A 21,315-nucleotide genomic window follows, 5' to 3' on the forward strand; every position below is an offset into this window, starting at 1 on the left:
TTTAGATTTCAAAGATTGATGAAAAGCTAATTTTGGGGAATTAGCTCAGCTGGGAGAGCGCCTGCTTTGCACGCAGGAGGTCAGCGGTTCGATCCCGCTATTCTCCACCATTTATTAAGGGCCTATAGCTCAGCTGGTTAGAGTGCACCCCTGATAAGGGTGAGGTCACAAGTTCAAGTCTTGTTAGGCCCACCATAAAAAAGGTTTGTTTATCAATTCCAAATTAAAGTTTTAAAACTTAAAGTAAGTATATAAATAATAAAAATAATTAAAGTATTTTCTTTATTGATTTATTTTTAAATTATTTAAACTCTTTATATATACTTCCTTTAGGTTTTAAAGCCTAAGCTAAATAAATAATAGAATATATTTATATATTAGATTAGTTATTTAATGTTATTTGAATTATCATTGTTAAGAGTCACAAGCAAGTTTTAATAAAAACAATTTTACAGGACTTGTTAAAGGATAAAACCTAACTATCTTTTCTTTAGCTTTTAGTTAAAGACAAGTTTTAAACTCACAGCTTAGTTAGACTAATATTTTAGTTTTATTAAGTGTTTAAATGCTTTCCGTCTTAAGATAGTAAAGTCTTATCATAAAAACTTTAACAAGGAAGTGATGCGTTTTAGAATGAATTAAAAGGTAAGCTATTAAGAGCGAATGGTGGATGCCTTGGCTGGTAAAGGCGATGAAGGACGTACTAGACTGCGATAAGCTACGGGGAGCTGTCAAGAAGCTTTGATCCGTAGATTTCCGAATGGGGCAACCCAGTATATAGAAATATATACTACCATAATGGAGCGAACGTAGGGAATTGAAACATCTTAGTACCTACAGGAAAAGAAATCAATAGAGATTGCGTCAGTAGCGGCGAGCGAAAGCGCAAGAGGGCAAACCCAGTGCTTGCACTGGGGGTTGTAGGACTGCAATGTGCAATAGGTGAGGTTAGTAGAACACTCTGGAAAGTGTAGCCATAGAGGGTGATAGTCCCGTATACGAAAACCAAACCTTAGCTAGCAGTATCCTGAGTAGGGCGGGACACGAGGAATCCTGTCTGAAGCTGGGTCGACCACGATCCAACCCTAAATACTACTACCAGACCGATAGTGCACAAGTACCGTGAGGGAAAGGTGAAAAGAACTGAGGTGATCAGAGTGAAATAGAACCTGAAACCATTTGCTTACAATCATTCAGAGCACTATGTAGCAATACAGTGTGATGGACTGCCTTTTGCATAATGAGCCTGCGAGTTGTGGTGTCTGGCAAGGTTAAGCACACGCGAAGCCGTAGCGAAAGCGAGTCTGAATAGGGCGCTTAAGTCAGATGCTGCAGACCCGAAACGAAGTGATCTATCCATGAGCAAGTTGAAGCTAGTGTAAGAACTAGTGGAGGACTGAACCGATAGGCGTTGAAAAGCCCCCGGATGACTTGTGGATAGGGGTGAAAGGCCAATCAAACTTCGTGATAGCTGGTTCTCTCCGAAATATATTTAGGTATAGCGTTGTGTCGTAGTATAAGGGGGTAGAGCACTGAATGGGCTAGGGCATACACCAATGTACCAAACCCTATCAAACTCCGAATACCTTATATGTAATCACAGCAGTCAGGCGGCGAGTGATAAAATCCGTCGTCAAGAGGGAAACAACCCAGACTACCAGCTAAGGTCCCTAAATCTTACTTAAGTGGAAAACGATGTGAAGTTACTTAAACAACCAGGAGGTTGGCTTAGAAGCAGCCATCCTTTAAAGAAAGCGTAATAGCTCACTGGTCTAGTGATTTTGCGCGGAAAATATAACGGGGCTAAAGTAAGTACCGAAGCTGTAGACTTGATTTTATCAAGTGGTAGGAGAGCGTTCTATTTGCGTCGAAGGTATACCGGTAAGGAGTGCTGGAGCGAATAGAAGTGAGCATGCAGGCATGAGTAGCGATAATTAATGTGAGAATCATTAACGCCGTAAACCCAAGGTTTCCTACGCGATGCTCGTCATCGTAGGGTTAGTCGGGTCCTAAGTCGAGTCCGAAAGGGGTAGACGATGGCAAATTGGTTAATATTCCAATACCAACATTAGTGTGCGATGGAAGGACGCTTAGGGCTAAGCAAGCTAGCGGATGGAAGTGCTAGTCTAAGGTCGTAGGAGGTTATATAGGCAAATCCGTATAACAATACTCCGAGAACTGAAAGGCTCTTCAAAGTCTTCGGACAGCGAGGAGAATTGCTGATGCCGTCGAGCCAAGAAAAGTTTCTAAGTTTAGCTAATGTTGCCCGTACCGTAAACCGACACAGGTGGGTGGGATGAGTATTCTAAGGCGCGTGGAAGAACTCTCTTTAAGGAACTCTGCAAAATAGCACCGTATCTTCGGTATAAGGTGTGGTTCGCTTCGTATTAGGATTTACTCCGAAAGCGAAGAAACTTACAACAAAGAGTCCCTCCCGACTGTTTACCAAAAACACAGCACTCTGCTAACTCGTAAGAGGATGTATAGGGTGTGACGCCTGCCCGGTGCTCGAAGGTTAATTGATGGGGTTAGCATTAGCGAAGCTCTTGATCGAAGCCCGAGTAAACGGCGGCCGTAACTATAACGGTCCTAAGGTAGCGAAATTCCTTGTCGGTTAAATACCGACCTGCATGAATGGCGTAACGAGATGGGAGCTGTCTCAAAGAGGGATCCAGTGAAATTGTAGTGGAGGTGAAAATTCCTCCTACCCGCGGCAAGACGGAAAGACCCCGTGGACCTTTACTACAGCTTGACACTGCTATTTGGATAAGAATGTGCAGGATAGGTGGGAGGCTTTGAGTATATGACGCCAGTTGTATATGAGCCGTTGTTGAGATACCACTCTTTCTTATTTGGGTAGCTAACCAGCTTGAGTTATCCTCAAGTGGGACAATGTCTGGTGGGTAGTTTGACTGGGGCGGTCGCCTCCCAAATAATAACGGAGGCTTACAAAGGTTGGCTCAGAACGGTTGGAAATCGTTCGTAGAGTATAAAGGTATAAGCCAGCTTAACTGCAAGACATACAAGTCAAGCAGAGACGAAAGTCGGTCTTAGTGATCCGGTGGTTCTGTGTGGAAGGGCCATCGCTCAAAGGATAAAAGGTACCCCGGGGATAACAGGCTGATCTCCCCCAAGAGCTCACATCGACGGGGAGGTTTGGCACCTCGATGTCGGCTCATCGCATCCTGGGGCTGGAGCAGGTCCCAAGGGTATGGCTGTTCGCCATTTAAAGCGGTACGCGAGCTGGGTTCAGAACGTCGTGAGACAGTTCGGTCCCTATCTGCCGTGGGCGTAAGAAGATTGAAGAGATTTGACCCTAGTACGAGAGGACCGGGTTGAACAAACCACTGGTGTAGCTGTTGTTCTGCCAAGAGCATCGCAGCGTAGCTAAGTTTGGAACGGATAAACGCTGAAAGCATCTAAGCGTGAAGCCAACTCTAAGATGAATCTTCTCTAAGCTCTCTAGAAGACTACTAGTTTGATAGGCTGGGTGTGTAATGGATGAAAGTCCTTTAGCTGACCAGTACTAATAGAGCGTTTGGCTTATCTTATTTAAGCATCACTTCCTTGTTAAGGTTTTTACTTGAAGCTTTGGATGTGTAACAATAACCTAAGTTTGATAGAAACTTATAGGTAGAGTTTATATTAGAACTTGCTCTTAACATTGTTTTTTAAGTATTCTTAAATTTTATGTATTTTAAAAGAGTATTTAAATAACAATGTCCGTGATTATACAGATGTGGAGACGCCTTGCTCCATCCCGAACCAAGAAGCTAAGCACATCGTGGGTGATGATACTACGCCTTACTGGCAGGGGGAAAGTAGCTCATTGCGGACTTGTTAATTCTTATTATTCTTACTGCTTTTAATTATAATTCTTATATATTTTTATTTAAATTAATCTTTATTTTTATGTTTTTTAGTTTAATGTTTTATACTTTTTTGTTTTTAATTATCTTAGTTAATATTTTTTTAGTGATTTAGTTAGCTTTTTAAATTTATTCTTTAGTGGTTTTTAGTTTTTTAGATATTTTATTTCTTTAAGTTTTTATTTTATTATCTTGATTGGTATTTTTATCATTCTTTTTTAGTTGTGCTTTGTTTAATCTTTAATAATAACTAATTACTTAGTTTGTTTTTAGTTTTAGTTAAGCAATAGGTTTAATATGTATAATTTAGATAGTTTAGTTTTTCATTTATATTGGTTAGGTTGGTATAGTTATTGTTTTTAATTTTTGGTGATTATTTAAAGATTTTTTACTTTTAATGTTAGGTTTTTATAAAATTATAGATTAATTGAGATTGTATTATTTGTATTATAGTTAAGCAAAATTACTAGTGTTAGACTTTAAAATAAATATGCTCAGTAAAGATTAATGTGTAGTTGTTTTTTTGAGTTAATTTTTAAAAATTATTTAGAAGCAAGAATAAGATTTATATGATTAGAATTTATAATAGTGAAAAAGAATATATCGATTGTATATTTGGGTGTTTAAAAAAGTATACTATATGTTAAGAAAATAAAAAGAGAGATAAAATATAATACCAATATGGTATTAAATAAGTTAAGAGATTTTTTAAAAAATGATAATGTTTTTTTAAGTGGTGGTGCTGGAGTTGGTAAGTCGTTTTTAACCATAGAGCTTATAAGATCATATAGAATACAAGGAAAAATTGTCATAGCATTAGGTTCTACTGCTCTTAGTGCTTTTAATATAGGCGGGGTTACTCTACATAGCTTTTTTGCTTTTAAAAGATGTCAAAATTATGATGAGCTGTATTATGAGGATAGAAAGCAAAAAGATAAATTAGAAAAATTAAAACGAATTTTAAAACAATGTGATTTGTTGGTTATTGATGAAATTTCTATGGTAAGTACTTCTTTAATGGAGATGATTTATTATAGATTAACAAGAAGTGGTTTTAATGGTAAAATTTTATTAGTTGGGGATTTTTTTCAACTTCCCCCTGTGATCAATCACAAAGAAAATCAAATTCAAAATTCTTTGTTTCAAAATACTTTGTATGCTTTTTCTTCGCAAGCTTGGAGCGATTTAAAATTTATCAATTTAAAACTTAGCATTACCAAAAGAACTTTAGATAAACAATTTTATGAATATTTGTTTTATCTAAGAATGGGTGAGGTGAATCAAGAAATATTGCAATTTTTTAAAAAAATGCTGATTAGTTCAAAAGATTTACTTGGATACATGGATGAATACACTTTATTATGTGCTACAAATAAAAAAACCAATTATATTAATGCTGAAAAACTAAATCTTTTACAAGGCGAGGAAAGGATATTTAAAGCAAAAACAGAAAAGTTAGACCATGTTTTAGATGATAAGATTTATAAGCAGTGGGTTAATGGATTAAATTCTATGGATGAATTGAAATTAAAAATAGGTGCTAAGATTATTTTTTGCGTTAATAATAAAGAGGAAAATTATTATAATGGAGAACAAGGAGTAATTTTAAATTTTGTAAAAGATAATGAGTGTGAATATATTTTAATAGAAAAAAATAATGGTGAAAAATTGCAATTAAAAGTATATGAATACACTCTAGAAGAATATGAATTAGATAAAAATGAAAAATTAGAAGTTAAGGTAAAAGCTAAATTTATCCAATTTCCTATAAAATTAGCCTATGCTATAACAATCCATAAATCTCAAGGCATGAGCATAGATAAGTTGATATGCGATATTGGTGGGATTTTTGAAAAAGGACAATTATATGTATGTTTATCTAGAGCTATTAATCCAAATAATTTAAAAATCGTATATAATTATAAAATACCTTTTGAAGATTATTTTTTGAGAATTTTAAAAGCTGATAAAGAAGTAAAAAAATTTTATTTACAAGAAAAATTTATAAATTTAGAAGAGAATAAAGGATAATTATGAGATGGATTATAATTTTGTTTTTTACTTTTTATAATGTTTATGCTAATTCTTTGAGTATAGAAGATTTTAGAACAGATTTATATTCAAAAGCTGGAAATAATACTTTAAAAAAGATTGAAATGACTTTGGAATTTGAGGGTGAAAATTTAGAAGAAAATAAGATTATAGATGCTTTGAATACTATTATATCTAGTTATTTTTATGAAGATTTATTTACAGAAGTAGGTAAAAACAACTTCAAGGAAACTTTGTTAAAATTCAGCAATAAAAAATATAAAACCCAAATAAAAAACATTTATATTTTAAGAATTAATTCGGTGGTTAAATTTGATCTAGAAGAACTTAAGCGCTTTGTTAAAGATTTGGAAAAAAAAGATAAAGATATAAAAGAAACTACCAAACAAGAAGAAAATCAAAATATTCTTAAAGCTATTAAAACTTCAGATCAAAATAATACCCAATCAAAAGATATGAATGTTACCCAAACAAACGATATTAAAGATAGTAATATAAGTTTTAATCAAGACGTTAATACAAGTAAAGAAGCTATGGATATAATCTTAAAAACTATGGAAAATACACAAATACAGATGTTAACACCAAGTAAAGAACAAGATTTATTTAAAGAGATACCATTTTGATTATTGTATTATATCAAAATAGCTTGGGATTTTTGGTATAAAAATATTTTCATTAATATTTTCATTAAATTTTTGATTATAAAAATAAATACTGACTAAATTTCCTAACTCATCTTTATAAGAAATACTATCAAGATTATTATTTTTTAGTTTAATAGTATATGTGATATTTTCATATTTTGCTTCATAGTTATCATGAGATGTTTCTTTTGCTTTTTTAAAAATTTCTCGAAGATTTGGCAAATTTTGTAGTTGTGTATAGATAACTTGTTCTAATTCAGGTTCTATGATAACTACTTCTTGATTGTTAATATAAATTTGTTTAGTATTTGGTTTAGTGTAATTCCAAAAAGCTTTATTTTGTGTAATGATAAAATTTCCTTTATAATCTAGAGAGGAATTGTTGCTTTGCACTTTTTGTTCAAAATCGCTACTAAAATTTTTAAAATTTATATCAAATGCAAAACTACTGTAAGCAAGTATCATTAAAAACATAAAATATCTCATATTTTTCCTTTAATTTTTTATTAATTATATAAAATTTGTACAAATAAAACTTTTTATATAGTTCTAATTAAAATCAAGATATAATCTAGCATATATTTTTGTAATTAAAGGTAAAAAAATGTTTTCTAGTGTATTTAAAGCAATATTTGGCACAAAAAATGACCGTGAAGTGAAGAAATATTTAAAAAGAGTTGCACAAATTAATGCTTTAGAATCAAAATACCAAAATCTTAGTGATGATGAGTTAAAACAAATATTTATAGATTTTAAAATACAAATTCAAAATAATGAAAAAACTTTAGATCAAATACTAAATGATATATTTGCAATAGTTAGAGAAGTAGGAAAAAGAACGCTTAATATGCGTCATTTTGATGTACAATTAATCGGTGGTATGGTTTTACATGAGGGTAAAATAGCTGAGATGAAAACAGGAGAAGGTAAAACTTTAGTAGCAACATTGCCTGTTGTGTTAAATGCTATGAGTGGCAAGGGCGTACATGTAGTTACCGTAAATGATTATTTAGCCAAAAGGGATGCAGAGCAAATGAGTGCTATTTATAATTTTTTAGGTTTTAGTGTGGGTGTGATACTTTCAGAGCAAAATAGTGATGAGGCACACAAAAAAGCTTATGAATGTGATATAACTTATGGAACAAATAATGAATTTGGCTTTGATTATTTACGTGATAATATGAAATTTTCAAAACTTGAAAAAGTGCAAAGAGAGCATAATTTTGTTATTGTTGATGAAGTAGATAGTATTTTAATAGATGAGGCAAGAACTCCACTTATTATTAGTGGACCTACAAATAGAACTTTAGATGGTTATATTAAAGCAAATGAAGTAGCAAAACAAATGCAAAAAGGTGAAGCGGTGCTTCCACCTCAAACTCCAAGTGGTGATTTTGTTGTTGATGAGAAAAATAGGACTATTATGATTACAGAGGCTGGAATTTCGAAAGCTGAAAAATTATTTGGTGTAGAGAATTTATATAGTTTAGATAATGCAATATTGGCTCATCAGCTTGATCAAGCTTTAAAAGCACATAATTTATTTGAAAAAGATGTGCATTATGTATTAAGAGATAAAGAAGTTGTGATTGTTGATGAATTCACAGGAAGGTTAAGTGAAGGAAGACGTTTTAGTGATGGTTTACACCAAGCACTAGAAGCAAAAGAAGGTGTGAAAATTCAAGAAGAAAGTCAAACTTTAGCAGATATTACTTTTCAAAATTATTTCAGAATGTATAAAAAATTAGCAGGTATGACAGGTACTGCACAAACTGAAGCGACAGAATTTTCTCAAATTTACAATTTAGATGTAGTTTCTATACCTACAAATATACCAATTGCGAGATTAGATAAAGATGATTTAATTTATAAAACTCAAGAGGAAAAATTTAAAGCAGTGATTGAGGAGATAAAAAAAGCTAATGCGAAAGGTCAACCGGTTTTAGTAGGAACTGCAAGTATTGAAAGAAGTGAAGTGTTTCATAATATGCTTGTAAAAGAACGTATTCCTCATCATGTGCTTAATGCTAAAAATCATGAACAAGAAGCTTTGATTATCCAAGATGCAGGTAAAAAAGGTGCAGTAACTATAGCCACTAATATGGCAGGTCGTGGAGTTGATATAAAAATAGATGATGAGATAAGGGCTTTAGGTGGGCTTTATATCATAGGAACTGAACGTCATGAGAGTAGAAGGATAGATAATCAACTTCGTGGTCGTGCAGGACGTCAAGGTGATCCTGGTGTAAGTAGATTTTATCTAAGTTTAGAGGATAATCTTTTGAGAATTTTTGGTGGCGATCGTATTAAAAATATTATGGAAAGATTAGGAATAGAAGAAGGTGAGCATATAGAAAGTCGTATTGTCACAAGAGCTGTTGAAAACGCACAAAAAAAAGTCGAAAGTTTACATTTTGAAAGTAGAAAACATTTGCTTGAATATGATGATGTGGCAAATGAACAAAGAAAAACTATTTACAATTATAGAAATGAATTGTTAGATGAAGAATTTGACTTGCAAGATAAAATTCTAAAAAATATTGCTGAGTATAGCAATCACTTAGTAAGCCAAATTTATCTAAATGCTGAACTTGAAGATAATGTAAAGCATTTTGACAGCCTAAAACAAAAAGTAAATTATGAATGCAATCTTGAACTCAATGAAGCTGATTTTAAAGATTTAGGTGTAGTTGAAGTAGAAAATAAATTAAGTGAAATTTTAGAGCAAACTTACAAAGATAAAATGAGCATTATTGAAGATAAGGAAGCTAGAAGAATTGAAAGAATTTTATATCTTCAAATTTTAGATAATTTATGGAGAGAGCATTTATATCAAATGGATATTCTAAAAACTGGTATAGGCCTAAGAAGTTATAATCAAAAAGATCCTTTAGTAGAATACAAAAAAGAAAGCTATAATCTTTTTATGGATCTTGTTGAACGCGTAAAATTTGATAGTTTGAAATTGCTGTTTAATGTGGTTTTTACTCAAAAAGAAGCTCAAAATTTTGAAGAAAAAAGTCATGAACAAAATGAGCAGTTTTTAGCTAACACCACAGAAAGTGGAGTTGATGAAAATGGTAAAGCTCAAATTACTAAAGTACCTAGAAATTCACCTTGTCCTTGTGGTAGTGGTAAAAAATATAAAGAATGTCATGGTAAAAGTGGTCCAAAAAAAGGTATTCTAGCTTAAGGTTTAAAATGAATTTAGTTATAGTTGAAGATGATATAAATATGAGAAAATCACTTGAAATTGCTTTGAGTGAGTATGAAGAATTTACTATAAAATCTTATAAATCAGCAACCGAAGCTTTAAAAAAGTTAAACGATGATATTGATTTGATTATCACGGATATTAATATGCCGGGTATGGATGGTATTGAATTTGTGCAAGCTTGTGAAAACAAATATGACTTTATTATTATCACAGGTAATGCAACACTAAATCGTGCTATAGAAGCAGTTAGACTTGGTGTGAAAGATTTTTTAGTAAAACCATTTGATATTAATACTTTAGTAACTGCAATAAAACGTGCTAAAGTGATTCAAGAAAAAACTTCTAAAAAAATAAGTAAAAAAATTGTTAAAAAAGAAGAAAATCAAGATTTTTATGGTACTTCTAAAGCCTTGGAAAATTGTTTAAATTTAGCCATAAAAACAGCTAAAACAGATGCTAGTGTAGTTCTTTTTGGAGAAAGTGGAGTAGGCAAAGAGGTTTTTGCAAATTTTGTACATAAAAATTCAAAAAGATCCCAAAAACCTTTTGTGGCTATTAATATGGCAGCAATTCCATCAAATTTGATAGAAAGTGAGCTTTTTGGTTTTGAAAAAGGTGCCTTTACTGATGCCAATACTACCAAAATAGGACTTTTTGAGCTTGCCAATGAAGGAACTTTATTTTTAGATGAAATAGGTGAAATGCCTTATGAAATTCAAGCAAAATTACTAAGAGCTTTACAAGAAAAAGAAATTACAAGATTAGGAAGTACTAAAAGTATAAAGATTGATGTGAGGATTATTAGTGCAACTAATGCTAATATAGAAAAAAAGATAGCAAATAGTGAATTTAGACAAGATTTATATTATAGACTTAATACTATCCCTATTAATATACCGCCATTAAGAGAACGTCAAGAAGAAATTTTGCAAATTGCACAAAAGGTATTACTTGATACATGTAAAGAATATGATTTTAATGAAAAAACTTTAAGTCAAGAAGCACAAGATGCTCTATTGGCTTATGATTTTCCTGGAAATATTAGAGAATTGATTTCTATTATACAAAGAGCTTGTATTTTAAGCGAAAATGATAAGATTAGTGTTCAAGATTTATTTTTAGAAAGTAGAAAAAGTAATAAAGATATTAAAAATCTTGAAAAAGAATTGATTTTAGAAGCTTTAAAAAATTCACAAGATATTACAGAGGCAGCTAGGCTTATAGGTATGAGTGAGAAAAATTTTAGTGAAAAAATGAAAAAATATAATATTACTTAAAAAAGGATGGAAGATGAAAAAAATAGCTATTGTAGGTGCAACAGGAGCTGTTGGAGAAGAACTTTTAAATGTCTTAGATGAGCTTGATTTTCCAGTTGAAAGTATTTTACCATTAGCAAGTGCAAAAAGCGTTGGTAGTGAAGTAGAATTTAGAGGTAAGGTCTATAAGGTTAAAGAACTAACTCCAACTGTTTTTAAAGAAAATCCTGTGGATATTGCATTTTTTAGTGCAGGTGGGAATATAAGCGCTGAGTATGCAAAGTATGCAGTAGAATGTGGTGCTGTAGTAATTGATAATACTAGTCATTTTAGAATGAATGAAAATATTCCTTTAGTGGTTCCTGAATGTAATAGTGAAGATATTAAAGACTGGGAAAAAACAGGAATTATTGCTAATCCAAATTGTTCTACTATACAAATGGTTCATGTTTTAAAACCACTTGATGATGTTTTTAATTTAAAAAGAGTAGATGTTAGCACTTATCAAGCAGCAAGTGGTGCGGGTAAAGAAGGTATGGAGGAGTTGGTTCAGGGTATGCAAAGTTTTTTTGCATTTAAACTAGACGAATTTGAAGCAAAAACTTTTCCTTATACCTTGGCTTTAAATTTGATTCCTCAAATTGATGTTTTTAGTGAAAACGGTTACACTAAAGAAGAATTGAAGATGGTAAATGAGACACAAAAAATATTACATAAAAAGCTTGAAATTTCAGCAACTTGCGTAAGAGTTCCTGTACTCAGAAGCCATAGTGAGGCTATTACTATGCATTTTGAAAAAGATGTCGATGTGGCTAAGGTTAGAGAGATACTTTCTAAGGCACCAAGCGTTGTTGTGATTGATGATATAGAAAATAAAAAATACCCAATGCCACTTTTTACAAGCGATACTAATGAAACTTATGTGGGAAGAATAAGACGCGATATTAATCATAAAAATATTTTACATTTGTGGTGTGTGGCTGATCAAATTCGTGTAGGAGCTGCTACGAATGCAGTTCGTATTGCACAAAAATGGTTAGAATTGGTTTAAAAAGGAGAGAAATGTTAGAAAGATTTTTTGAAAATTTACTAGTTAAGAGTCGTTTGGTCACTATTTTGCCTGTGATTTTTGGTTTAATAGGAGCTTTTGTTTTATTTTTTATTGCAAGTTATGATGTGATTAAGGTTTTAAAATATGTATTTGAGTATTTTATGTTGCCTAATTCTACAATAGATTTGCATGAAGATATTGTTGGTTTGATTATAGGTGCTGTAGATTTATACTTGATGGCTTTGGTTTTATTTATATTTTCTTTTGGAATTTATGAGCTTTTTATTAGTGAGATAGAAGAATTTAAGCAAACTAAACAATCAAAAGTTTTAGAGGTACATAGTTTAGATCAATTAAAAGATAAGCTTGCAAAAGTAATCATCATGGTTTTGGTGGTAAATTTCTTTCAAAGAATTTTGCAAATGCAACTTAGCACGGTTCTAGATATGACTTATCTTGCAGGTTCTATTTTGGCTCTTTGTATAGGGCTTTATTTCTTACACAAAAGTGATCATTAATAAGGAATAAAAATGATTTTTGTTGATGCATGTTTTAAAAAACCAACTACATATACTCCAGTTTGGATGATGCGCCAAGCCGGTAGATACTTACCTGAGTATATGGAAGTTAGAACAAGTGCTGGAGATTTTTTATCACTTTGTAAGGATTACAAGAAGGCGAGTGAAGTCACTTTGCAACCTGTGGATATTTTGGGTGTTGATGCGGCTATTATCTTTTCAGATATTTTAGTTGTACCCTTAGAAATGGGTATGGATTTAAAATTTGAAAAAGGTGAAGGACCGGTGTTTTCAAATCCTATTAAAATAAAAGAAGATTTAGAAAAATTAGATGTTGAAAAAAGTGTTAAAAATCTTTCTTATGTGTATGATGCATTAGCACTTACTAGAGAAAAACTTGCACACGATAAAGCTTTGATTGGCTTTTGTGGAAGTCCTTGGACTATTGCTACTTATATGATAGAGGGTGGTGGTAGTAAAAATTATGCAAAATGTAAAAAATTAGCTTATCAAAATCCTGAATTTCTACATCAAATTTTATCTAAACTAACTTTGGCTTTAAAGTATTATATTCAAGAGCAAATTAAGGCGGGTGCTAATGCTATACAGATATTTGATAGTTGGGCGAGTGCTTTAGAAAAAGAGATGTTTTTCGAATTTTCTTTTAATTATATGCTTGAAATTGCTAATTTTGTAAAAGAAAAATATCCACATATTCCTATAATTTTATTTCCTAAAGGCATAAGTGGTTTCTTGGATAGCATTAATGGAAATTTTGATGTTTTTGGTGTAGATTGGAGTACTCCTTTAGAGTTAGCTAAAGAAAAATTGGGTGCTAGGTATGCTTTACAGGGTAATATGGAGCCTTGTAGGTTATATGATAAAAAAGCTATTGAGCAAGGCGTAGACAAAATCTTAAACATCATGCAAAATAGTGCACATATTTTTAATTTGGGTCATGGAATTTTACCTGATATTCCTGTTGAAAATGCTAAATATTTTATTAAACTAGTTCAAGAGAAATCGCAAAAGTGAGTAAAATTACCTTTGGACCTATAAGCTCAAGAAGATTTGGACTTTCCTTGGGGATTGACTTAAGTCCAAATCAAAAACAATGCAATTTTGACTGTGTGTATTGTGAATTACAAGCTGCAAAACCTATACAAAAATTTTTAACTTATCCTAATATTAAAGATATTATCAATGAAGTGCAAATTGCATTAAAAAATGATGTGCAATTTGATTTTTTAACACTAACAGCAAACGGGGAACCTAGTTTATATCCTTATTTGAAAGAATTGGTTTATGAGTTAAATAAAATAAAGCAAGAAAAAAAACTTTTGATTTTAAGCAATGGTAGTGGAGTGTTAAATTCAAATACTTTTAGTGCTTTAATGGACGTTGATGTTGTTAAATTCAGCCTTGATAGTGCTATAGAAAAAACATTTTATAGGATTGACAGAGCTTTAAAGTATATTAAGCTTGAAGAAATGATTACCAAAATGATAGCTTTTAAAAAAAAGTTTTTAGGTGAATTAATTATGGAAGTTTTAATTGTAGAAGGTTTGAATGATAATAAAGAAGAAATGCTTGCTTTAAATGAAGTTTTTGATAAAATAAAACCATTGAGAGTAGATTTTAGTACCATAGATAGACCTCCAGCTTATCCTGTAAAAGGTATATCTTTGAAAAAATTGGAAGAATTAAGTATGCATATTACTAGTGTACCTATTGTACTTGCTAAACATTGCTATAAAGGTGAAAAAATTGATTTTACTATCGAAGAACTTTTAAAAATGTTGCAACTTAGAGCGCAAAGCGAATTTGATGTTGAGAATAAATTTAGTCAATATAGCAAAGATATATTGGAAAAATTAATTAAAGAACAAAAAGTTATTGTAAAGAATTTAGCTGGAGTGAAATTTTACAAAAAATTATAATTTTTTGTAAAAAACTATTGACAAAAGTATTTTTTTTATATATAATACCATTTCTTATTTATAATTTTCCGGATTAGCTCAGCGGTAGAGTAGTCGGCTGTTAACCGATTGGTCGTAGGTTCGAATCCTACATCCGGAGCCACTCTTTTAGGTTAATATTTCCGTTTTTAATGACAATCAAAAATATATTATATTTTTAAAATTTTTTATTAGTATTTTCTTCAAAATAAGAAAATACTAATTTTTAATATCAAAAGTAAAAAATTTGCTCTCAAAATTATTGCCTACTTTCTCATATTGAAAAAACGCAGGCTCTAAGTTTTGAACTTCATGATATAAAAGCCCTAGTGCAAGTCGTGCTTCTAATGTTTCTTCATTTTCCAATCTTGCGAGCTCTAATAAAGCTATGGCTGAATTTGGATTGTTTGAGCCTATTGCAGCAACTGCTGCTAAAAATAAAGTTTGAGCATCTTTGATCTTATAATCATCAATCAAGATATTATAAAGAGTATAAGCTTCTTGATACTCTTTTGCAAAAATATCCACATAAGCAAGAGCAAAGATTAAACCAATAGAATTTTTGCTACTAGTAGCTAGTCTTTTTTTGATATCATTTCTAACATGATTTAGTAAACCTGTAATTTGCATAAGTGTTACATAGCTATCTTTTACTATGCCAGCTCCACCAAATAAAGAATCATAATCAAGTTTGGTGGTTAAGAAATACATTTGTGCTTGTTTAGCATATTCTTTAATATCTAGATTCATGTTTTTAGAATTAAAATATAAGATATTGCTAATAATATCTTCGTTTAGTAGATCTTTTAATTCTATAATTTTTTGATTTCTTAACATATCAAGGTTATTACCATTAGCAGCTATGATAGTAAACATCAACTCTAAAGGCGTATCTACATTTGAAAGATTATCTAAATAAGGAATTATAGCAGCAAAATCGCTTTTAACTAAGTATAATAGATATTTATATATATTGTGGTTTTGATCGATAGTATTATCTGCTTGCAAATTTTCTAAAAACTCATTAGCAAGTTTAGTGTAGTCTTTTTTTGCTAAATCCATGCAATATATAGCAAAAATTCCTGCAATGTAATTTTTTGGATTTAAATGATAAGCGGTTGAAAAGTATTTATAAGCATTGTTATAATCTTGTAATTGTGCATAAGTAAGAGCAAGATTGTAGTGAATTACATCATGTGCATGATAAATTTCGCTTAAATTTTTTAATTCTTGATTAGCTTCTCTTAAATGATAGTTAAAAGCCAAATTAATGGCATGAGATAACTCTACATTAACACCCGATAAAGCCTTGCTTTTAACGAGTAGTTCGTTTTCATATTCATAGCCTTGTAGAAAATTTCCTAAGTCAGCTTTTGTGATGAGTTCCATACTTTGTTTAATATCAAATACACGATAAGGGGCAAAATAAAATAACAAATCATAAATTTGCTGTTTTCCTGTAATTAGTCTTTTAGCAAAATTTTGCTGAGCTATGTCTATATTTGAAAAATTTCTTTTTAATCTTGTTTTTATATTGTAATATTTTGATCCTATATCTTTGTCTTTTACATATAAAACTTTTAGAATTTGAGCGCCATTGGCAAATTGTCCAGTTTTTAGTTCTACCAAAGCTAAAGCAATTTTACTTCTCATTTCTTGACTTTCTATCTTCGAAGCTTTTTCAAGATATTCTTTGGCTTTTTGATAGTTTCCTGATTTTGCGTATAGTAAACCCAAAGGTAAACTAGCTTCATAATTTTCTTGTTTTTGTAAAAAATCAATAGCATTTTTTTCAGAATTTAATAATGCATAGATTTTTGCTCCAAGATAATAAGAATCATCTTGATAACTATTAATATCACTTGAGCGCATAAACATCTGTAAAGCTTCAGGATAAAACCCTTGATAATAGTTAATTAAGCCTAAATAGTAATTATATAAAGAAGATTTTGAATCTTGTGGTAAATATACTTTTGCTAAATCAAGATAGTAATTAAATTTTTCTCTATCTCCAAGGTTAAAATAACATACACCTATATTAATAGCTGCGGCTACTTTATGTTCTCCTAATTCTAAAGATTGTTTGAAATTCTCAATAGCACTAGTATAATCTTTTTGTTTCATTTGAGCCACACCAAGATTGTAGCTAGATAAAGATTGATTAAAAATATTAATATTATTATAAAGCTCTAAAGCACTTTCTATATCACCTTTTTCGTATAATAAATTTGCTTTTTGTACCACAAGATCTAGTGCTGATTGTTTTACTTTAGTGACACTCATACTAGCATTATCTTCAAATGTTTGATTGTTTGAGATACTTTTTTCCTCTTTTTTAAAAACAATAAGTAAAATCAGAACAATAAGTAAAATTAAAGCAAGACCTCCAAGTGCAGAAACTAAAATAATAAATTTTTTATCAAAAAACTTTTTATTCTCTTCAGGTTGTGTTGTTTGTGGTTCTTCTTCTACTCTTTGAAAAGTGCTTTCTTCCTCTTCTAATTCAGGTGGTATTGTACCAGGAGGGATGGTTTGTTCTTCCACTCCTGGATTTTCATCTATTTGCGAAAAAGGTGCTTCTTGATTATCTTGTTCTTTAAGTGTTATTTCTTCGGCCATGTTTTCTCTTAAAAGTATTTTCTTAGCACGTCAGGAATTCTTATATTTCCATCTTTTTCTTGATAATTTTCCATAATAGCAACCAATGTTCTACCAACAGCCAGTGAAGAGCCATTAAGCGTATGCACTAGCTCATTTTTGCCTTTATCGTTTTTAAAGCGAATTTTTGCACGTCTTGCTTGAAAATCTTTACAGTTAGAGACAGAGCTAATTTCGCGGTATTTATTTTGTGATGGAAGCCAAACTTCTAAATCTATTGTTTTAGCAGCGGAAAAACCTAAATCTCCAGTACAAAGCATCAAATGCCTATGGGCTAATCCCAAAGAGCTTAGTAAATCACTAGCACAAGTTAGCATTTCTTCGAACATCAACTCACTTTGATCGGGCTTACATATACTAACAAGTTCTACCTTTTCAAACTGGTGTTGTCTTATAATGCCTCTAGTATCTCTACCTGCACTTCCTGCTTCTTGTCTAAAACAAGCACTATAGCAAGTCATTTTTAAAGGTAGTTCTTCTTGGGTTAAAATTTCATTGGAATAAAGATTGGTTACAGGAATTTCAGAAGTAGAAATGAGATATAAATCATCATTTTCTACTTTATACATATCATCTTTAAATTTTGGAAGTTGTCCTGTGCCATACATAGTTGCACTATTGACTAAAAATGGCACATTAACTAGCTCAAAACCTCTACTTCTATTAAAATCTATCATATAATTTACTAAAGCTCTACTTAGTAAAGCTCCTTCATTTTTGAGTACGCAAAAACGACTTTGCGAAATTTTAACTCCTCTAGCAAAATCAAGCCAATTTAGTTTTTCCCCTAAATCATGATGTTCTTTAATTTCAAAATCAAAACTAGGAGGAGTTAGAACTTTTTTTAATTCTATATTTTCATTTTCATCTTCTCCAAAAGGTACACAATCATCAGGGATATTTGGTATCGCTAAGGCAATTTGCTCTAGTTTTTCTTCTAATTCATTAACAATTTTTGATTGAGTATTGATTTTTTCTTTATTTTGGCTTAGTTGTACTTTTAAGCTTTCTTTATCTTGTGCTGTTGCAAGCTCTTTGCTAAATTTGTTTTGAAAGGCTTGAAATTCTTCTAAAAGTACTTTTTCTTTTTTTAAATTTACAAATAAGTCACTCAGTTCTTTAAGTAAATTTTCATCTACTTTTTTAGCTTTTAATTTTTGTGTAATTTCATCAAAATTATTTTGCAAAAGTTTTAAATCTAACATTTTAACTCCTTTTATAGTCCTATTTTAGCATAAATTTTTCCCATTGTTTCTTGGGCTTGTTTTTTTGCTTTACTTGCTCCAAATTCTAAAATTTCTTCAATTTTAGAAGGATTAGCTAGTAATTTTTCATATTCTTCCTTAGCCGAGACAAAATACTCGCTTATAATTTCATTTAAATACATTTTAAAATGTCCATAGCCTTCGCCACCTTTTTCATAGCGACTTTTTAAAGCCTCTTGTTCTGTATTATCTAGAAACAATTTTGCGATTTTAAATACATTACAATTTTGCCAATCTTTTGGATCTTCTAAGGCTGTGCTATCTGTAACAATGGAAGAAATTTGTTTTTTAATGGCTTTTGGTGTATTGAAAATATCAATTGTGTTTTGGTAAGACTTACTCATTTTGGCTCCATCGGTACCAGGTACTACTGCAACTTCATCATTAACCTTAGCTTGAGGTAGGGTAAAAATTTCACCCCATTCATTATTTACTTTTAAAGCTATATCTCTTGCTATTTCAACGTGTTGGATTTGATCTTTACCTACAGGAACTATTTGAGCGTTAAAAAGTAAAATATCTGCAGCCATTAAAACAGGGTAAGAAAAAAGTCCATGGTTGGCATTTAAACCTTTGGCAATTTTATCTTTATAACTATGTGCTCTTTCTAAAAGCCCCATTGGGGTAAATTGAGAAAGAATCCAATAAAGCTCCATCACTTCTTTTACATCACTTTGCAACCAAAATACGCTTTTTTGTGGATCAATTCCTAGGCTTAAAAAAGCTGCTGCGGCTTTGAGTGAATTTTGTCTGAGTTTTTCTCCATCAAAACTTGAAGTCATAGCATGATAATTTGCTATAAACATATACATTTGATTTTCTTCTTGCATATTTAGCATTTGTTTTATGGATCCAAAGTAATTTCCTATATGCAAATCTCCACTCGGCTGTAGTCCTGTAATAACTCTCATTTTACCTCTTTTTTAATTTCTTTGATAATTTTTATAATGCTTTTATTTTCGATATTTATGATAACATTTGCTTTTTTTTCATATTTTTTTACTCTTTGATCAAATAGTATTTTAGCATTATTTATATTTGCTAGTAATGGTCTATTAGATAACTCTTCTTCGTTTAGTCTTTGTAAAAGATAATCAAAGCCTGCTTTTAAATAAACAATAATACCAATATTTTTTAATTTTTTTTGTTCTATAAAACCACCACCGCTTGCAATGGAGCAATTTTGCAAACAATGTAAAAATAAAGCTATTTTTTGCTCTTCTTTACGGAATTTTTTTTCTCCATATGTTTTAAAAATTTCATTAATTTCAAGATTATATTTTGTTTTGATTAAACTGTCTGTATCTAAAAAGATTTTATCATATTTTTTAGCATAAGCTCTTGCTATGGTTGTCTTACCACAACCCATAAAGCCTACAAAAAGGAGATTATCCTTCTTGCTCATCTTTACTACCTTTTTTTCTTGAAGCTAAAATCAAAGGCACACCTTCAAAGTTAAATTGTTTTCTAATTTGGTTTTGCAAATAGCGCTTATAGCTAAAATGCAGAGCTTTTGGTCTATTCATGATTAGAGCTATTTTTGGAGGTGCTAGGTCATATTGAACTGCATAATAAATTTTTACTAATTTCCCATAATCATGTGGTAGAGGATGTGCTCTTGTAGCTTCTTCTACTAAAGTATTTAATTTTGCTGTTGGAATTTTTTGCGTGAAATTTGCAAAAACTTCTAAAATTTTATCCAAAAGTACATGTACTCTTTTTCCACTTAAGGCTGATACGCTTATAATAGGTGCATAAGCTAGGAATTTAAAACGATCTAATCTTAGCTCTTTTAAAGTTTTATCAAAATCAAGCTCGCTTTTATCCCATTTATTTAAAACGATAATTACACCTAAACAATGTTTGGCAGCAAGTCCTGCAATACGTTCATCTAGCTCATTAAAACCTTCAGCTGCATCTAAAACCAAAAGTGCAATTTGAGCGTTGGCTAGAATATATTCGGTTCTATTTAGCGCATAGCGCTCTAAACCCTGTATTTTACCGCGTTTTCTAATTCCTGCAGTATCTACAAATTCTATGATTTTATCTTTATGCATAATGCTTTCATTAACAGGATCAATCGTCGTGCCCGCTATATTGCTTACTACACTACGCTCTTCTTTAACTAAAGCATTTAAAAGGCTTGATTTTCCGACATTTACTCTACCTATGATTCCAACTTTAATATGGTTTTCATTGACGGTTTTGAGCTTAAAATCTCCACTATTTTCATCAAAATTTTCCAAATAGCTTTCAAAATCTTCTTCTTCATCTGCATCTAAAAAATTTTCATTTAAAAACTTACCAGCCCACATACAAAGCTCATCAATACCTATATTGTGTGTAACAGAAATGTTAAAAATTTCTTTTACTCCAAAATTCGAAAATTCCCAAGATCTTTCTTCATCTTTTTTATTATCTATTTTGTTAATTACTAAAGCAATAGGCTTATTGAGTTTTTTCATTTCATAAAAAAATGCTTTATCTTCATCATCAGGTAAAAATTTTCCATCTACCATATAGAAAATAATATCACTACTTTTAGCGGTCTTGAGTGAATTTGCTTTGACATTTTTGAAAAGCTCATTGCTCTCATCGAGTCCGCCACTATCTATTAGTAAAGCCTTTTTACCATCAATTTGAACTTCAGTTTTATTAGTATCTCTTGTGGTTCCACTTATATCACTAGTTATAGCAATGCGTTTTTTTGCGAGCCTGTTAAAAAGACTTGATTTGCCAACATTGGGTTTACCTATCAAAATAATACTTTGCATCTATACTCATTTTTTTAAATTTTTATTTGTGATTATATAAGAATTGCCTT

14 protein-coding genes, 3 tRNA genes and 2 rRNA genes are annotated in these 21,315 nt (G+C 31.0%); 13 read left to right on the forward strand and 6 right to left on the reverse strand.

Annotated features, from left to right (window positions below):
* The first annotated feature begins 34 nt into the window (after positions 1-34).
* From CORN_RS02720 to CORN_RS02745, 6 genes are all read left to right on the forward strand, one after another.
* Positions 35-110 (forward strand) — tRNA-Ala (locus CORN_RS02720).
* Positions 111-118: 8 nt separating this feature from the next.
* Positions 119-195, forward strand: a tRNA-Ile gene (locus tag CORN_RS02725).
* A gap of 448 nt (positions 196-643) precedes the next feature.
* Positions 644-3,551, forward strand: a 23S ribosomal RNA gene (locus CORN_RS02730).
* Between the two features lie 170 nt (positions 3,552-3,721).
* A 5S ribosomal RNA gene (gene rrf / locus CORN_RS02735) occupies positions 3,722-3,838 on the forward strand.
* Between the two features lie 712 nt (positions 3,839-4,550).
* A complete protein-coding gene (locus CORN_RS02740; protein ID WP_066008637.1) occupies positions 4,551-5,900 on the forward strand; it encodes an ATP-dependent DNA helicase in 1,350 nt (449 codons plus the stop codon).
* Between the two features lie 2 nt (positions 5,901-5,902).
* Positions 5,903-6,547, forward strand: coding sequence for a flagellar basal body-associated FliL family protein (locus tag CORN_RS02745; RefSeq protein WP_066008636.1), 645 nt, complete (start codon positions 5,903-5,905; stop codon positions 6,545-6,547).
* Here CORN_RS02745 and lolA read toward each other — a convergent pair whose 3' ends face one another.
* Positions 6,548-7,054, reverse strand: a complete 507-nt coding sequence (gene lolA, locus CORN_RS02750) for a LolA-like outer membrane lipoprotein chaperone (RefSeq protein WP_066008635.1) — start codon at positions 7,052-7,054, stop codon at positions 6,548-6,550.
* Positions 7,055-7,172: 118 nt separating this feature from the next.
* Here lolA and secA point away from each other — a divergent pair, with 118 nt between their 5' ends.
* The 7 genes from secA to CORN_RS02785 all read left to right on the forward strand — a co-directional run bounded on the left by secA (position 7,173) and on the right by CORN_RS02785 (position 14,692).
* Positions 7,173-9,761 (forward strand): preprotein translocase subunit SecA, encoded by a 2,589-nt coding sequence (gene secA, locus CORN_RS02755; RefSeq protein WP_066008634.1) that lies wholly within the window; start codon positions 7,173-7,175, stop codon positions 9,759-9,761.
* An 8-nt stretch (positions 9,762-9,769) separates the two neighbouring features.
* Positions 9,770-11,062 carry a sigma-54-dependent transcriptional regulator gene (locus CORN_RS02760; RefSeq protein WP_066008633.1) on the forward strand — a complete coding sequence of 431 codons (1,293 nt, stop codon included), beginning with the start codon at positions 9,770-9,772 and terminating at the stop codon, positions 11,060-11,062.
* A 13-nt stretch (positions 11,063-11,075) separates the two neighbouring features.
* Positions 11,076-12,092 carry an aspartate-semialdehyde dehydrogenase gene (locus CORN_RS02765; protein WP_066008632.1) on the forward strand — a complete coding sequence of 339 codons (1,017 nt, stop codon included), beginning with the start codon at positions 11,076-11,078 and terminating at the stop codon, positions 12,090-12,092.
* An 11-nt stretch (positions 12,093-12,103) separates the two neighbouring features.
* On the forward strand, positions 12,104-12,610 hold the full coding sequence (locus tag CORN_RS02770; protein WP_066008631.1) for a YqhA family protein: 507 nt from the start codon (positions 12,104-12,106) through the stop codon (positions 12,608-12,610).
* Between the two features lie 12 nt (positions 12,611-12,622).
* The gene (hemE, locus tag CORN_RS02775; RefSeq protein ID WP_066008630.1) at positions 12,623-13,645 is read left to right on the forward strand and encodes a uroporphyrinogen decarboxylase; all 1,023 of its coding nucleotides are present in this window, start codon (positions 12,623-12,625) and stop codon (positions 13,643-13,645) included.
* Positions 13,642-14,550, forward strand: a complete 909-nt coding sequence (locus tag CORN_RS02780; protein ID WP_094750333.1) for a radical SAM protein — start codon at positions 13,642-13,644, stop codon at positions 14,548-14,550. The genes hemE and CORN_RS02780 overlap by 4 nt, the downstream gene beginning before the upstream one ends.
* A 67-nt stretch (positions 14,551-14,617) precedes the next feature.
* Positions 14,618-14,692 (forward strand) — tRNA-Asn (locus tag CORN_RS02785).
* A gap of 95 nt (positions 14,693-14,787) precedes the next feature.
* Here the strand turns inward: CORN_RS02785 and CORN_RS02790 are convergent.
* From CORN_RS02790 to der, 5 genes are read right to left on the reverse strand one after another with little or no spacing between them, the layout of a single operon-like run.
* Entirely contained in the window at positions 14,788-17,187 is a 2,400-nt protein-coding gene (locus CORN_RS02790) for a tetratricopeptide repeat protein (protein WP_066008629.1), read from the reverse strand.
* An 8-nt stretch (positions 17,188-17,195) separates the two neighbouring features.
* Positions 17,196-18,431 carry a serine--tRNA ligase gene (serS, locus tag CORN_RS02795; RefSeq protein WP_066008628.1) on the reverse strand — a complete coding sequence of 412 codons (1,236 nt, stop codon included), beginning with the start codon at positions 18,429-18,431 and terminating at the stop codon, positions 17,196-17,198.
* Between the two features lie 11 nt (positions 18,432-18,442).
* Entirely contained in the window at positions 18,443-19,402 is a 960-nt protein-coding gene (gene trpS / locus CORN_RS02800) for a tryptophan--tRNA ligase (protein ID WP_066008627.1), read from the reverse strand.
* A complete protein-coding gene (locus CORN_RS02805; RefSeq protein ID WP_066008626.1) occupies positions 19,399-19,896 on the reverse strand; it encodes a shikimate kinase in 498 nt (165 codons plus the stop codon). The genes trpS and CORN_RS02805 overlap by 4 nt, the downstream gene beginning before the upstream one ends.
* Positions 19,880-21,265 (reverse strand): ribosome biogenesis GTPase Der, encoded by a 1,386-nt coding sequence (gene der, locus CORN_RS02810; protein ID WP_066008625.1) that lies wholly within the window; start codon positions 21,263-21,265, stop codon positions 19,880-19,882. The genes CORN_RS02805 and der overlap by 17 nt, the downstream gene beginning before the upstream one ends.
* Positions 21,266-21,315 lie beyond the last annotated feature (50 nt).

This window comes from Campylobacter ornithocola (genome assembly GCF_013201605.1).
GTDB classification, from domain to species: domain Bacteria; phylum Campylobacterota; class Campylobacteria; order Campylobacterales; family Campylobacteraceae; genus Campylobacter_D; species Campylobacter_D ornithocola.